This window comes from Streptomyces sp. NPDC034084 (genome assembly GCF_055575535.1).
On the sequence record NZ_JBVISK010000013.1, the window covers coordinates 25,951 to 40,364 of the forward strand.

Consider the following 14,414-nt stretch of genomic DNA (forward strand, 5'->3'; position numbering starts at 1 on the left):
CCCCGAAGGCCCGCCGACGGCGGCCCCGTCAACGCGTGCCGTCAATATCACGCACCCGGCCGGACCTTGTTCACAAGGTCCGGCCGGCCGTGTCTCCGGCCCCGCCGAAACGTTCGGTCAACTCGCCTCGAACGTAACCCTTTAACCGTTTCGCACACCCCTGAAACGTGTGGATGGATGCCTGCGCACCCTTGACAGAGACGTGTTCGGTTGCCGACACATCGGGCCGGGTCCGGCGGATTGTGTTGCTGCGGACCGGTGACACGCCATAGAGTCGCCAACCGTCGGCATGGTGCCACGCTGACCTATCGATAAATGTTCCTGGTCACATCCAAGGAGGTAAGACGACTTGTGAATGAGTCGACAATTACTCCCGGGAGCGGTGCGCCAGGTGCCCCGATCGGATCCGTCGCGGTGCGGACCTTCGCGACGCACCAGCCCATGACCAGTGCCCACACGATGAAGACGATGGACGGCCTACACGTGAACGCCACGGCCGGCAACGAGATGGGCCGAGAGTCCACCCACTTCGCCGCCTACGACGAGGTGCCCGAGGGGCACTTCTACGACCCCGACGCCGAGTACGAGCCGGATCCGGAGTACGCGGCCACCCTCGCGCCCGACGCTGCCCGTCAGCGCCGCGAGCGGATCGGCCCCACCGGACGGCCCCTGCCGTACTTCCCGATCCCGGGTCCCCTGACCGACCACGGACCCGCGAAGATCATCGCGATGTGCAACCAGAAGGGCGGCGTCGGCAAGACCACGTCGACCATCAACCTGGGCGCCGCGCTCGCCGAGTACGGACGGCGGGTGCTGCTCGTCGACTTCGACCCGCAGGGAGCCCTGTCGGTCGGCCTCGGCGTGAACCCGATGGAGCTCGACCTCACCGTCTACAACCTGCTCATGGAGCGGGGCATGTCGGCGGACGAGGTCCTCCTGAAGACCGCCGTGCCCAACATGGACCTGCTGCCGAGCAACATCGACCTCTCGGCCGCCGAAGTCCAGCTGGTCAGCGAGGTCGCGCGCGAGTCCACGCTCCAGCGCGCCCTGAAGCCGCTGATGAACGACTACGACTACATCGTGATCGACTGTCAGCCCTCGCTCGGCCTGCTGACCGTCAACGCCCTGACGGCGGCTCACAAGGTCATCGTGCCGCTGGAATGCGAGTTCTTCGCGCTGCGCGGAGTCGCGCTGCTCACCGAGACCATCGAGAAGGTCCAGGAGCGGCTCAACCCCGAGCTCGAGCTCGACGGCATCCTCGCCACGATGTACGACTCCCGGACCGTGCACAGCCGCGAGGTCCTCGCGCGCGTCGTCGAGGCCTTCGACGACCACGTGTACCACACGGTCATCGGGCGGACCGTGCGCTTCCCGGAGACCACGGTCGCCGGCGAGCCCATCACCACGTACGCCTCCAACTCCGTGGGCGCCGCCGCCTACCGCCAGCTCGCCAGGGAGGTGCTCGCCCGGTGTCACGCCGAGTGAGTCTGCCCGGCGCCGACGAACTCTTCCGTACGACCGGGGGGACGGCGCTCCAGGCGTCCGCACCCCGCCGGGCGGTCCCGGCACCGGCGGCCGAGAGCGACACGGCGGCGGCCGAGGGCTCCGCCGAGCACGCACCGGCGGGCTCCGAGGCCGCCGAACCCCGCGCCCGGACGGCCGAGCCCGAGGGGCCGGGCCCCAAGGCCGGGCCCACCGCCGCGGTGCCCGCCCCCGCGACGGCGGCCCGGCGGCGCGGCGGCCGGGCCGCGAGCAGGCGGCCCAGCGGCCGTGAGCGCCACGACGAGAAGATCACGGTCTACGTCTCCGCCGAGGAGCTGATGGACCTGGAGCACGCCCGGCTCGTGCTCCGCGGCGAGCACGGTCTCGCCGTCGACCGGGGCCGGATCGTCCGGGAGGCCGTCGCGGTCGTCCTGGCGGACCTGGAGTCCCGCGGCGACGCGAGCATCCTCGTCCGCCGCCTGCGCGGCCGCTGACGGTAGCCTGCGGGCTGCCGTCCTCCTCGCTCCCCTGGACCTCCATGCACCACGCCTCTGACGAAACGTCCCGCCCGTCGCGCCGCCGCCCCCTGGGCAGCGGCCCGGGCGAGACGGCTGGGGCGGCGCCCGCCGTGGAGACCGGGGCCCTCGTGCAGGCCGCACCGGTCGAGGCACCGGAGACGCCCGAGGCGCCGGAGACGCCCGAGGGCGGTGACGGGCGGTTCACCGTGCGGCTCGCGAACTTCGAGGGCCCCTTCGACCTCCTCCTCCAGCTGATCACCAAGCACAAGCTCGACGTCACCGAGGTCGCCCTCTCCCAGGTCACCGACGAGTTCATGGCGCACCTGCGGGCCCTCGGCCCCGACGGCGACCTCGACCAGACCACCGAGTTCCTGGTCGTCGCCGCCACCCTGCTCGACCTGAAGGCCGCCCGGCTGCTCCCCGCCGCCGAGGTGGAGGACGAGGCCGACCTCGCCCTCCTGGAGGCCCGCGACCTGCTCTTCGCCCGGCTCCTCCAGTACCGCGCCTACAAGCGCATCGCCGCGATCTTCGAGGAGCGCTGGGAGGCCGAGGGCCACCGCCACCCCCGTACCGTCGGACTCGAACCGCACCACGCCGAGCTGCTCCCCGAGGTCGTCATCTCCATCGGCGCCGAGGGCTTCGCCAGGCTGGCCGCCAAGGCCATGCAGCCCAAGGCCGAGCCCCAGGTGTACGTCGACCACATCCACGCCCCGCTCGTCAGCGTCCGGGACCAGGCCGCCGTGGTCGTCGCCCTGCTCCGCGAGCGCGGGACGGCGGTCTTCCGGGAGCTGATCGAGGACGCCGGCGACACCCTCACCGTCGTGGCCCGCTTCCTCGCCCTCCTGGAGCTCTACCGCGAGAAGGCCGTCGCCCTCGACCAGGAGACCGCCCTCGGGGACCTCACGGTCTCCTGGACCGGCGGGGAGACGGACCCGTCCGGGGCCGTCACCGACGAATTCGACCAGGAGGCCACCGCGTGAGCGACCTCAAGCCCGCCCTCGAAGCCGTCCTGATGGTCGTCGACGAGCCCGCCACCGAGGCCCACCTCGCCAAGGTCCTGGAGCGCACCCCGGCCGAGGTGGCCGACGCCCTGCACGAGCTGGCCGAGGAGTACACCGCCCAGGGCCGCGGTTTCGAGCTGCGGCGGGTCGCCGGGGGCTGGCGCTACTACACCCGCGCCGCCTTCGCCCCGGCCGTCGAGGCCTTCGTCCTGGAGGGGCAGCAGGCGCGGCTCACCCAGGCGGCCCTGGAGACCCTCGCGGTCGTCGCGTACCGCCAGCCGGTCAGCCGTTCCCGGGTCTCCGCGGTCCGCGGGGTCAACTGTGACGGCGTGATGCGGACGCTCCTCCAGCGGGGTCTCGTGGAGGAGGCGGGCGCGGAACCCGAAACAGGTGCGATCCTGTACAGGACGACGAACTACTTCCTGGAGCGGATGGGCCTGCGCGGCCTGGACGAACTCCCCGAGCTCGCGCCCTTCCTCCCCGAGGCGGAGGCGGTCGAGCCGGACTCGCTGGAAGGGGTCCCGTCATTCGATCCGGATGCACCGGATCGTGAGGACGACGACGACAAGACGGAAGTTTGATGCGAAGCAGCAGCGGCAGGAACAGCAGCGGAAACAACGGCGGGAGCCGTGGTGGCAACAGCGGCGGCCGCGGCGGCAGCAGCGGTGGCGGCCGTGGGGGCAGCGGCGGCGCGCGCGGGGGCAGCGGCTCCGGCGGGGGCGGCGGCTACCGGGGCTCCGGTGGCGGCGGCGCCGGCGGCGGCCAGCGGGGCGGCAGCGGCGGTGGCGGTGGCTACCGAGGCGGCTCCGGCGGCGGCTACCAGGGCGGTGGCTACCAGGGCGGCGGTGGCGGTTACCAGGGCGGTGGCCGGGACGGCCAGAAGAGCCCGAGCAACCCGCGCCGGCCTCGCCCCGAGGAGCGCTCCTACGACGTGAGCGGCCCCTCCGAGCCCCCGAAGAAGGGTCGCGGCTCCGCGGCCCGCGGCGGCGCCAAGGGCGGCCCCAAGGCCCCGCAGGGCGGCACCCCGCCCCGTCGTGGCCCGCACGGCCAGCGGCAGGCCCCGGCGCGCTCGCGCGAGCTCGACGCCAAGATCGAGCAGCGCAACCGGGAGCGGTACGAGGGCCGGCCCGAGATCAAGACCCCCAAGACCTTCCCCGGGGCCGAGCAGGAGGGCGAGCGACTGCAGAAGGTCCTCGCCCGCGCCGGCATGGGCTCTCGGCGCGCCTGCGAGGAGCTCATCGAGCAGGCCCGGGTCGAGGTCAACGGCGAGATCGTCCTGGAGCAGGGCAAGCGCGTCGACCCGGAGAAGGACGAGATCAAGGTGGACGGCCTGACCGTCGCCACCCAGTCGTACCTCTTCTTCGCGCTGAACAAGCCGGCCGGTGTCGTCTCCACCATGGAGGACCCGGACGGCCGCCAGTGCCTCGGCGACTACGTCACCAACCGCGAGACCCGGCTCTTCCACGTCGGCCGGCTCGACACGGAGACCGAGGGCATCATCCTGCTCACCAACCACGGTGAGCTGGCCCACCGCCTCACGCACCCGAAGTACGGCGTGAAGAAGACGTATTTGGCCGCCATCACCGGCCCGCTGCCCCGCGAGGTCGGCAAGCGGCTCAAGGACGGCATCCAGCTGGAGGACGGCTACGCCCGCGCCGACCACTTCCGCGTGGTCGAGCAGACCGGCAAGAACTACCTGGTCGAGGTCACGCTGCACGAGGGCCGCAAGCACATCGTGCGCCGCATGCTGGCCGAGGCGGGCTTCCCGGTCGAGAAGCTGGTCCGGACCGCGTTCGGCCCGATCGCCCTGGGCGACCAGAAGTCGGGCTGGCTGCGCCGCCTGACCAACACGGAGGTCGGCATGCTGATGAAGGAAGTCGGCATGTAAGGCCCCGGGGCCCGCTGTACGAGGAAGCCCGTGACCGCCATCCGGCGGTCACGGGCTTCCTCGTGCGAGGAGCGGCTCGTGAAGGGTCTTGTCGACGCCCGCGCCGCCCTTTATAGTCAACATGACTCTTAAGGAGGCGGGTGTGAGCCTCGCAGATCTGCACGTCACGAACCGGCCCCTCGGCATCGCCGACGCCGGCCTCCGGGTCCTCCTCATCACCCCCGCCGTGTACGGCCGGCGGACCTGGACCCACGGGGGTGGACCAGGCTCCGACGGCCTCCCGGCGCGCCGCACCGCGCGCACCGCGTGGACGTGGCCGCCCACGGCGGGGGTGGTGGGGACCCACGGGCCCGCCCTCCTCCTCGACCGCGTCACCCACCAGCCGGCGGGCGGCGGCGAGGCTCCTGGGCCGGCCGCGCAGGTGCCGGCGTGAAGCCCTACGGCCACGGCCTCGTCCTCGGCAGGTTCCATCCGCCGCACGCCGGCCACCACCACCTCGTCCGCACCGCCCGCGACCGGTGCGAGCGCCTCACCGTCCTCGTCCGGGCCTCCTCCGAGGAGACCCTCTCCCTGGAGGACCGGGTCGCCTGGATGCGCGAGGTCCACCCCGACGTCCTCGTCGTCGGCGCCGTGGACGACGTCCCCGGCGACCTCCGGGAGCCCGCCGCGTGGGCGGCCCACACGGCCGTCCTCCGGGCCGCCGTGCCCGAGCACGTCGACGCCTTCTTCACCACGGAGCCGTACGGGGAGGAGCTCGCCCGCCGTTTCGGCGCCGCGTCCGTCCGCGTCGACCCCGACCCCACCCGCTTCCCCGTCTCCGACACCGCCGTCCGCGCGGACCCCGCCGCCTGCTGGGACTTCCTGGAACCGCCGGTACGGGCCGCGCTCACCCGCCGGGTCGTCGTCCTCGGCGCCGAGTCCACCGGCACCACCACCATGGCCCTCGCCCTCGCCGACCACTACCGGCGGCGCGGCGGCGTCTGGGCCCGCACCCGGTACGTACCGGAGTACGGGCGCGAGTACAGGGAACTCAAACTCGCCGAACTCCGCGCCGAACGCCCCGAAGCCGACTGGTCCGACGTCACCTTCCGCTCCTCCGACTTCCCCGTCATCGCCCAGCGCCAGGCCGAACTGGAGGAGGAGGCCGCCCGCGACGGCTCGCCCGTCCTCTTCTGCGACACCGACGCCTTCGCCACCACCATCTGGCACGAGCGGTACACGGGCACCACCAGCCCCGACACCGGCGAGATCGCCGCCCGCGGCCGGCAGCACCTCTGGCTGCTCACCGACCACCGGGGCGTCGCCTTCGAGAACGACGGGCCGCGCGACGGGGAGCAGCTGCGGCCCTGGATGACCGCCCGCTTCCTCACCCAGCTCACGCACAGCGGCCGCCGCACGGCCGTCCTCACCGGCCCCCACGAGGAGCGGCTCGCGGCCGCCGTCGCCGCCGTCGACGGGCTGCTCGCCGAGGGCTGGCACCTCGCCGACCCCCTGCCGGAGCGCCGATGACCGCGCACCAGGCACCCGAGGGGTACGACCCCCACGCCTTCGAGCCGTTCGCCGTCACCGTCGACCTCGCCGTCCTCACCCTCCGGGACGAGCGCCTCCACGTCCTGCTCGTCGAGCGCGGCCGGGAGCCGTACGCCGGAGCCTGGGCGCTGCCCGGCGGATTCGTCCTGCCCAGCGAGTCCGCCGAACGGGCCGCGCGCCGCGAACTCGTCGAGGAGACCGGGCTCTCCGAGGCCACGGTCGCCGGCCTCCACCTCGAGCAGCTGCGCACCTACACCGAACCGGACCGCGACCCGAGGATGCGGGTCGTCTCCGTCGCCTTCACCGCCCTCGTACCGGACCCTCCGGAACCGCGCGGCGGCGGTGACGCGGCCCAGGCGCGCTGGATCCCGTACGGGACGCACGGACGCCTCGCCTTCGACCACGACCGGATCCTCGCCGACGCCCACGAACGGGTCGGCGCCAAGCTGGAGTACACCTGCCTCGCGACCGCCTTCTGCCCGCCCGAGTTCACCCTCGGCGAGCTGCGGCAGGTCTACGAGGCGGTCTGGGGCGTCGAACTCGACCGCCCCAACTTCCGGCGCAAGGTCCTCACCACGCCCGGCTTCGTCCAGGCCGTGGAAGGACCGCCGCGCCTCACCGGCGGACGGGGGAAACCGGCCGCTCTCTACCGGGCGGGCGAGGCCACCACCCTCCACCCGCCCCTCCTGCGACCGGAAGGACGCCCCGCATGAACCTCAACCGCCCCGCCACCAAGCAGGCCGCGACCGGCTCCCTGATCGGGCTGGCGCTCGGCGACGCGCTGGGATTCCCGACCGAGTTCAACGACGTGCCGTCGATCCTCGCCAAGGTCGGACCCTGGCGGCAGATGGCGCTGCCCGTCAGGGACGGCACGGCGTACGTCACCGACGACACCCAGATGACCCTCGCCTTCGCCCGCGGCATCCGCACGGCGATGGACCGGGGCGTGCTCGCCCCGCTGCGGCTCGTCCGGCCGCTGCGGGAGGAGTACGTCGACTGGTACCGCTCGCCGGAGAACAACCGCGCCCCCGGGCGGACCTGCATGGTCGCCTGTCAGCTGCTGACGACGGACGTGCCGTGGCAGGACGCCGGCCAGATCCATTCCAAGGGCTGCGGCGCCAACATGAGGGTCGCGCCCATCGGCCTCGTCCCCGGGATCGGCGAGGAGCAGCGGGCCGGAGCCGCGCAGCTCCAGGCGGGCCTGACCCACGGTCACCCCACCGCGCTCGCCGCCTCCGACCTCACCGCCCACGCCGTGTACCTGCTCGCGCAGGGCGTGGACCCGGCCGGGCTCGTCGGACAGCTCCGCTCGTACGCGTACGAGAACCGCTCCCGCTACCACGAGCACTGGCTCGGCGACCTGTGGACCCGCTCCCAGGACCCCTCGGCCCGGCACTTCATCGAGCGGGGCTGGGACGAGTGCCTGGCGGTCCTGGAGCGCCTGGACGCCGTCCAGCGCACGGCCGACCCGGAGCTCGACCCCTGCGAGTACACCGGCGACGGCTGGATCGCCGAAGAGGCCCTCGCGACCGGACTCCTCTGCTTCCTGCTCTTCCCGGAGGAGCCCCTCACGGCTCTGCGCCGGGCCGCGTGCACCCGCGGCGACTCCGACTCGATCGCCGCCCTCGCGGGAGCCTTCGCCGGCGCCCACCTCGGCGCGGACGCCTGGCCGAAGGAGTGGGCGGAACGCGTCGAGTACCGCAGCGACCTGCTGACCTTCGGCGCCCTCTGGGACGCGTGAGCCTAAAGCACGCTCAGGGCCGAGGCCCGGCGGGCGCGGGTCAGGAAGTCCTGGATCCGGGGTTCGTCCGGGGCGGCGGGGAGCGGGGTCGTGTCGAGCGCGCGGTCGGCCTCCTCCTGGAGGCGGTTCATCCAGGACTCGACCTCCGGCCACGGCACCTCGCCGCGCTTCACCGCGAGGAGGCGATCGCGTTCCTCGCCGACGCCGATGCGGAGCTCGCCCGTGCGCAGCAGATCGCGGCAGCTGGTGAGGAGCCGCAGCAGGTGCATGGCGTGCTTCCAGCGCGGATGGCCGTACTGGCGGACGTCCGCGTCGAGCTTGCGGCGCTGGCCGGCCGCGTACCGGACGAAGGTCTGGTGGGAGCGGCGGGACAGGAACGCCCCGCGCAGGGAGAGGAGTTCACGGCCCCAGTCGTCGACGTGCTCGACCACGGGGGAGTGGAGGCACTCCAGGACGTTCGGGTTGTTGCGCAGGGCGAGCTCGCAGAACCGCTCCAGCTCCCAGCTGAACTGGTCCTCGCCCGGCCCCTCCACGTGCGCGGGGGGCTTGTCGAAGTTCCAGAACAGCGGCGTCGGGGCGAGGTACACGCCCCGTACGTCCGTGTCGCTGTCCTCGGTCGCCAGACCGAAGGCGCGTGAGCCCATCACGCAGGAGTAGATCGTGTGCTCGCGCACCAGCTCGTCCGGAGTCATGCCCGGCAGGTTACGCGAGAGTGATCGTTTCCCCCGAGACGACAATTTGCTCGGCGGGCAGTGGCCGGGGGGCCGGTCCCGCCACCACCGAGCCGTCGGCGATGCGGTACCTGGAGCCGTGGCAGGGGCAGTCGATCGTGCCGTCCGCGACCTTGTTCACCGTGCAGCCCTGATGGGTGCAGATCGCGGAGAACGCCTTGAACTCGCCGGCCGCGGGCTGCGTCACGACCACCTTCTCCTTCGGGAAGACCGTGCCGCCGCCGACCGGGATCTGCGAGGTCCTGGCCAGGGGCGCGGCGCCACTCGGAGCGGCGGGGGAGGTCTCGGCGGGGGCGGGGGTGGCCGGTGTGCTCGTGTCCGTACCGCCGTCACCCCCGTCGTCCGAGCCGCAGCCCGTCGTCAGAGCCGCTGCGGCGAGGAGGACGGTACGGCGGGTGGTGGGGCTCGAGGTCATGCCGCCAGCTTGGCCGCACACCGCCCCCGGGTCCCGCAACACGCCTGCGTCCGGTGCCGGGCTCCCTCGCACGGACGTCCCCGGCCCGCCGCGTACTCCGGGTGGCGGAACGCCCCGGCTCGGGCGACATCGGCCGCCGGCAGCGGTCCGACCGGGCGGGCGCCGACCGCCCGCCGTCTCGGAGGGCGGGCGCGGCGACGCCCCGGCCCCGCCGCTGACTAGGCTGAACGGAGCACTGACGCAGGCGAAGGAGCACGACGTGGCGGTACGAGCGGTCCGAGGAGCCGTCCAGCTGGAGCGGGACGAGGCCGGACACATGCGCGAGCAGGTCGAGGAGCTGCTCACCGCCGTCCTGGAGCGGAACGGGCTCACCGCCGAGGACCTCATCAGCATCTGGTTCACGGCCACGCCCGATCTCCACAGCGACTTCCCCGCCGCCGCGGCCCGGCACATCGGGATCGGCATGGCCGATGTACCCCTGCTCTGCGCACAGGAACTCGACATCGAGGGTGCGATGCCGAGGGTCGTCCGGCTCCTCGCCCACGTCGAGACCGAACTGCCCAAGTCCCGGATCGCGCACGTCTACCTCGGTGCCGCGGCCGCCCTGCGCAAGGACATCGCCCAGTGAGAACAGCGCTCGTCATCGGCACCGGCCTGATCGGCACCTCCGCCGCCCTCGCCCTGGCGGGCCGGGGCGTCACCGTCCACCTGCGCGACCACGACCCGGCGCGGGCCCGCACGGCCGCCGCGCTCGGCGCGGGCACCGACGAGGCGCCCGAGGGCCCGGTGGACCTCGCGATCGTCGCCGTCCCCCCGGCGCACGTGGCCGCCACCCTCGCCGCGGCCATGACGGCCGGCCTGGCCCGCGGCTACCTGGACGTGGCGAGCGTCAAGGGCGGACCGAAGCGGGAGCTGGAGGCGCTGGGCCTCGACCTCACCGCGTACATCGGCACCCACCCCATGTCCGGCAAGGAGCGCTCGGGCCCGCTCGCGGCCACCGCCGACCTCTTCGAGGGGCGGCCCTGGGTCCTCACGCCGACCCGGGACACCGACACCGAGGTCCTCAACCTCGCCCTGGAACTCGTCGCCCTGTGCCGGGCCGTCCCCGTCGTCATGGACGCCGACGCCCACGACCGGGCCGTGGCCCTGGTCTCCCACACCCCGCAGCTGGTGTCCTCCATGGTCGCCGCGCGCCTGGAGGAGGCCGACGAGTCCGCCGTACGGCTCTGTGGGCAGGGCATCCGCGACGTCACCCGGATCGCGGCCTCCGACCCGCGCATGTGGGTCGAGATCCTCTCCGCCAACCCCGGGCCCGTCGCCGACGTGCTCTCCGGCGTCGCCGCCGACCTCGACGAGACCGTCCGCGCGCTGCGGTCCCTCCAGTCCGCCTCCGCGGACGAGCGCCGCGACGGAGCCACGGGCGTCGAGGACGTCCTGCGGCGCGGCAACGCGGGGCGCGCCCGCGTCCCCGGCAAGCACGGAGCGGCCCCCACGGTCTACGAGACCGTCGCCGTCCTCATCAGCGACCGGCCGGGCGAGCTCGCCCGCATCTTCGCCGACGCGGGGCGGGCGGGTGTCAACATCGAGGACGTCCGCATCGAGCACGCGACGGGGCAGCAGGCCGGTCTGGTCCAGCTGATGGTGGAACCGTCGGCGGCGCCGGCCCTGAGCACGTCCCTCCAGGAACGGGGCTGGTCCTTGCGCACGAGCTGAACACGCGGCGGGTGCGGGGCCCGGTGCCACGGGCGGGGCCCCCGCCCGCCCCGTTGTGGGCAGTCGTTCCGCCGGGACGGCGCCCACCCCCGTCGTGGGCATACGTTCCGCAGGGCGGAACGGGTGGCCACAACGGGACGGCGCCCCTTGCCGGGCCTAGGCTCCCGCTCCCAGACCCGCACCGCTTTGTGCGCCGCCGCTGCGGGGGCGGGTCCAGGCGCGGAGGGCGACCCAGCACGGGCGCGGGCGCGGCACACGCGGCAATTGGGGCCCGGCGCGCGCGGCAGCCGGGCGCGGCACACGCGGCGGCGGGGCGCGGCTCCCGGGGAATGCGTACGTGGGGCCGAACGGGTGCTGGGGACTCGGTAACCTTGTGGGGGTCCCCCGCACACCGCCGGGCCCTACCGTTCACCCCAGGAAGGTGTTCCCACCGTGGAATCCGTGATCGTCGCCATCGACGGGCCCTCCGGCACGGGCAAGTCCAGCACCTCGAAGGCGGTCGCCGCCAAGCTGGGGCTGAGCTACCTCGACACCGGCGCCCAGTACCGGGCGATCACCTGGTGGATGATCAGCAACGGCGTCGACGTCTCCGACGCCGAGGCCGTCGCCAACGCCGCGGCCAAGCCGGTCATCGTCTCCGGCACCGACCCGGCCCGGCCCACGATCACCGTCGACGGCGCCGACGCCTCCGGTCCCATCCGGACCGAGGAGGTCACCTCCAAGGTCAGCGCCGTCAGTGCCGTCCCCGAGGTGCGGAGCCTGATCACGGAACTCCAGCGGTCCATCGCCCGCAGCGCCGAGCACGGCATCGTCGTCGAGGGCCGGGACATCGGTACCACCGTCCTGCCCGACGCCGACCTCAAGATCTTCCTCACCGCCTCGCCCGAGGCCCGCGCCGCCCGCCGCTCCGGCGAGCTCAAGGGCGTCGACGTGCACGCGACGAGGGAAGCCCTGATCAAGCGGGACACGGCCGACTCCAGCCGCAAGACGTCCCCGCTCGCCAAGGCCGCCGACGCCGTCGAGGTCGACACCACCGAGCTCTCCCTGGACCAGGTCATCGAGTGTGTCGTCACCCTGGTGGACGAGAAGAGGACGGGCGCCAAGTGACCCTGCCCTCCGAGAAGGGCGCCGCCGTCGGCCGAGGCATCGGCATCGGACTGATGTACGGGCTGTGGAGGCCCCGCGTCCTCGGCGCCTGGCGGGTGCCGGCCTCCGGCCCCGTCATCCTCGCCGTCAACCACGCGCACAACATCGACGGCCCCATGCTCATGGGCACCGCCCCGCGCCCCGTGCACTTCCTCATCAAGAAGGAGGCGTTCGTCGGCCCGCTCGGCCGCTTCCTGGAGGGCATCGGGCAGGTCAAGGTCGACCGCCACAGCACCGACCGCAACGCGATAGGCAACGCCCTGGGCGTCCTGGAGCAGGGCGGCGTCCTCGGGATCTTCCCCGAGGGCACTCGCGGCGACGGCGACTTCGCGTCGCTGCGCGCGGGCCTGGCGTACTTCGCGCTCCGCAGCGGCTCGCCGATCGTCCCGGTCGCCGTCCTGGGAAGCACCGAGCGCCGCGGACGGTTGGTCAAGGCACTGCCTCCGCTGCGCGGCCGCGTCGACGTCGTCTTCGGCGACGCCTTCCAGGCGGGGGACGGTTCGGGCCGCCGCACCCGCAAGGCGCTCGACGACGCCACCGTACGCATCCAGGGGAAGCTCACCGAGCACCTGGAAAACGCCAGGCGCCTCACCGGACGCTGAGCGAGACTTTCAGTAGTGGGCCCCGCCGCCCGGGGACCCACCGACCACGAATGATCAAGGAACGGACTTCATGAACGACCAGCACGACCACGGGGCACTTGGCGACGCCGAGTACGCGGAGTTCATGGAGCTCGCCGCGGAAGAGGGCTTCGACGTCGAGGACGTCGAGGGCGCGATCGAGGAGGCCGGCCACGGCCCGCTCCCCGTTCTCGCCGTCGTCGGCCGCCCGAACGTCGGCAAGTCGACCCTGGTGAACCGCATCATCGGCCGTCGCGAGGCCGTCGTCGAGGACAAGCCGGGCGTCACCCGCGACCGCGTGACCTACGAGGCCGAATGGGCCGGCCGCCGCTTCAAGGTCGTCGACACCGGCGGCTGGGAGCAGGACGTCCTGGGCATCGACGCCTCCGTCGCCGCCCAGGCCGAGTACGCCATCGAGGCCGCCGACGCCTGCCTCTTCGTCGTGGACGCCACCGTCGGCGCCACCGACACCGACGAGGCCGTCGTCAAGCTGCTCCGCCGCGCCGGGAAGCCGGTCGTCCTCGCCGCCAACAAGGTCGACGGCCAGTCCGGCGAGGCCGACGCGGCCACGCTCTGGTCCCTGGGCCTCGGCGAGCCGTTCCCCGTCTCCTCGCTGCACGGCCGCGGCACCGGCGACCTCCTCGACGAGGTCCTGAGGAAGCTGCCCGAGGCCCCCGAGCAGCGCTTCGGCACCGCGGTGGGCGGCCCCCGCCGCATCGCCCTCATCGGCCGCCCGAACGTCGGCAAGTCCTCCCTGCTCAACAAGGTCGCGGGCGCGGACCGGGTCGTCGTCAACGAGCTGGCCGGCACCACCCGCGACCCGGTCGACGAGCTGATCGAGCTCGGCGGCGTCACGTGGAAGTTCGTCGACACCGCCGGCATCCGCAAGAAGGTCCACCTCCAGGAGGGCGCGGACTACTACGCCTCCCTGCGGACCGCGGCCGCCGTCGAGAAGGCGGAGGTGGCCGTCATCCTCATCGACACCACCGACAACATCTCGGTCCAGGACCAGCGCATCATCACGATGGCGGTCGAGTCGGGCCGCGCCATCGTCATCGCCTACAACAAGTGGGACGAGCTCGACGAGGAGCGCCGCTACTACCTCGAGCGCGAGATCGAGACCGAGATGCAGCAGGTCGCCTGGGCGCCGCGCGTCAACGTCTCGGCCAAGACCGGCCGCCACATGGAGAAGCTGGTCCCGGCCATCGAGACCGCCCTCGCCGGCTGGGAGACCCGCGTCCCCACCGGCCGGCTGAACGCCTTCCTGGGCGAGATCGTCGCCGCCCACCCGCACCCCGTCCGCGGCGGCAAGCAGCCCCGCATCCTCTTCGGCACGCAGGCCGGCACCAAGCCGCCGCGCTTCGTGCTCTTCGCCTCCGGCTTCCTGGAGGCCGGCTACCGCCGCTTCATCGAGCGCCGGCTGCGCGAGGAGTTCGGCTTCGAGGGCACCCCGATCCACATCTCGGTCCGGGTGCGCGAGAAGCGCGGCCGCAAGAAGTAGCACGGAACGACACACGGCCGGGGGGGGGGGGGGGGGGGTGACCCAGGCCCCCGCCGGGGGTTCCCCCCCGAGGACCCTCTGGGGACCCGGGTGGGACAGTCCCGGGGGGGGTGGGGTTTGTTTCTTCC

General features: G+C 73.2%; 15 protein-coding genes and 1 pseudogene. 14 read left to right on the plus strand and 2 right to left on the minus strand.

The features are described from left to right. Window positions 1-459: 459 nt before the first annotated feature. From ACZ51I_RS31070 to ACZ51I_RS31110, 9 genes and pseudogenes are all read left to right on the plus strand, one after another. Window positions 460-1,485 (plus strand): ParA family protein, encoded by a 1,026-nt coding sequence (locus tag ACZ51I_RS31070; protein ID WP_030212665.1) that lies wholly within the window; start codon window positions 460-462, stop codon window positions 1,483-1,485. Further along, the gene (locus tag ACZ51I_RS31075) at window positions 1,482-1,976 is read left to right on the plus strand and encodes a hypothetical protein (protein ID WP_468882602.1); all 495 of its coding nucleotides are present in this window, start codon (window positions 1,482-1,484) and stop codon (window positions 1,974-1,976) included. Before ACZ51I_RS31070 ends, ACZ51I_RS31075 begins: the two co-directional genes overlap by 4 nt. A 44-nt stretch (window positions 1,977-2,020) precedes the next feature. Then, complete coding sequence (locus tag ACZ51I_RS31080; RefSeq protein ID WP_468882574.1) at window positions 2,021-2,980, plus strand: segregation and condensation protein A; 960 nt, start codon at window positions 2,021-2,023, stop codon at window positions 2,978-2,980. Beyond that, a complete protein-coding gene (gene scpB / locus ACZ51I_RS31085) occupies window positions 2,977-3,582 on the plus strand; it encodes an SMC-Scp complex subunit ScpB (protein WP_468882577.1) in 606 nt (201 codons plus the stop codon). The genes ACZ51I_RS31080 and scpB overlap by 4 nt, the downstream gene beginning before the upstream one ends. Continuing rightward, window positions 3,582-4,889, plus strand: coding sequence for a pseudouridine synthase (locus ACZ51I_RS31090; protein WP_468882580.1), 1,308 nt, complete (start codon window positions 3,582-3,584; stop codon window positions 4,887-4,889). Before scpB ends, ACZ51I_RS31090 begins: the two co-directional genes overlap by 1 nt. 121 nt (window positions 4,890-5,010) lie before the next feature. Continuing rightward, a pseudogene (locus ACZ51I_RS31095) lies at window positions 5,011-5,265 on the plus strand (nicotinamide riboside transporter PnuC); the annotation flags it as partial. A 53-nt stretch (window positions 5,266-5,318) separates the two neighbouring features. Continuing rightward, window positions 5,319-6,398, plus strand: a complete 1,080-nt coding sequence (locus ACZ51I_RS31100; RefSeq protein ID WP_468882582.1) for an AAA family ATPase — start codon at window positions 5,319-5,321, stop codon at window positions 6,396-6,398. Next, complete coding sequence (locus ACZ51I_RS31105; protein WP_468882584.1) at window positions 6,395-7,132, plus strand: NUDIX hydrolase; 738 nt, start codon at window positions 6,395-6,397, stop codon at window positions 7,130-7,132. The genes ACZ51I_RS31100 and ACZ51I_RS31105 overlap by 4 nt, the downstream gene beginning before the upstream one ends. Further along, window positions 7,129-8,160, plus strand: coding sequence for an ADP-ribosylglycohydrolase family protein (locus ACZ51I_RS31110; RefSeq protein WP_468882585.1), 1,032 nt, complete (start codon window positions 7,129-7,131; stop codon window positions 8,158-8,160). The genes ACZ51I_RS31105 and ACZ51I_RS31110 overlap by 4 nt, the downstream gene beginning before the upstream one ends. A 2-nt stretch (window positions 8,161-8,162) precedes the next feature. Here the strand turns inward: ACZ51I_RS31110 and ACZ51I_RS31115 are convergent, their stop codons facing one another. After that, entirely contained in the window at window positions 8,163-8,852 is a 690-nt protein-coding gene (locus ACZ51I_RS31115) for a nucleotidyltransferase domain-containing protein (RefSeq protein WP_468882587.1), read from the minus strand. Between the two features lie 10 nt (window positions 8,853-8,862). Continuing rightward, window positions 8,863-9,306 (minus strand): Rieske (2Fe-2S) protein, encoded by a 444-nt coding sequence (locus ACZ51I_RS31120; protein ID WP_468882589.1) that lies wholly within the window; start codon window positions 9,304-9,306, stop codon window positions 8,863-8,865. A 259-nt stretch (window positions 9,307-9,565) separates the two neighbouring features. On the opposite strand from ACZ51I_RS31120, the gene aroH reads away from it, so the two are divergent. The 5 genes from aroH (at window position 9,566) to der (ending at window position 14,286) form a co-directional block, all read left to right on the plus strand. Beyond that, window positions 9,566-9,934, plus strand: coding sequence for a chorismate mutase (gene aroH, locus ACZ51I_RS31125; RefSeq protein ID WP_468882592.1), 369 nt, complete (start codon window positions 9,566-9,568; stop codon window positions 9,932-9,934). Then, the gene (locus ACZ51I_RS31130; RefSeq protein ID WP_468882594.1) at window positions 9,931-11,019 is read left to right on the plus strand and encodes a prephenate dehydrogenase; all 1,089 of its coding nucleotides are present in this window, start codon (window positions 9,931-9,933) and stop codon (window positions 11,017-11,019) included. Before aroH ends, ACZ51I_RS31130 begins: the two co-directional genes overlap by 4 nt. A gap of 441 nt (window positions 11,020-11,460) precedes the next feature. Continuing rightward, the gene (gene cmk, locus ACZ51I_RS31135; protein WP_468882605.1) at window positions 11,461-12,126 is read left to right on the plus strand and encodes a (d)CMP kinase; all 666 of its coding nucleotides are present in this window, start codon (window positions 11,461-11,463) and stop codon (window positions 12,124-12,126) included. Between the two features lie 53 nt (window positions 12,127-12,179). Next, window positions 12,180-12,767, plus strand: a complete 588-nt coding sequence (locus ACZ51I_RS31140) for a lysophospholipid acyltransferase family protein (RefSeq protein WP_468882608.1) — start codon at window positions 12,180-12,182, stop codon at window positions 12,765-12,767. Between the two features lie 70 nt (window positions 12,768-12,837). Then, window positions 12,838-14,286, plus strand: coding sequence for a ribosome biogenesis GTPase Der (der, locus tag ACZ51I_RS31145; protein ID WP_468882597.1), 1,449 nt, complete (start codon window positions 12,838-12,840; stop codon window positions 14,284-14,286). The last annotated feature ends 128 nt before the right edge of the window (window positions 14,287-14,414 follow it).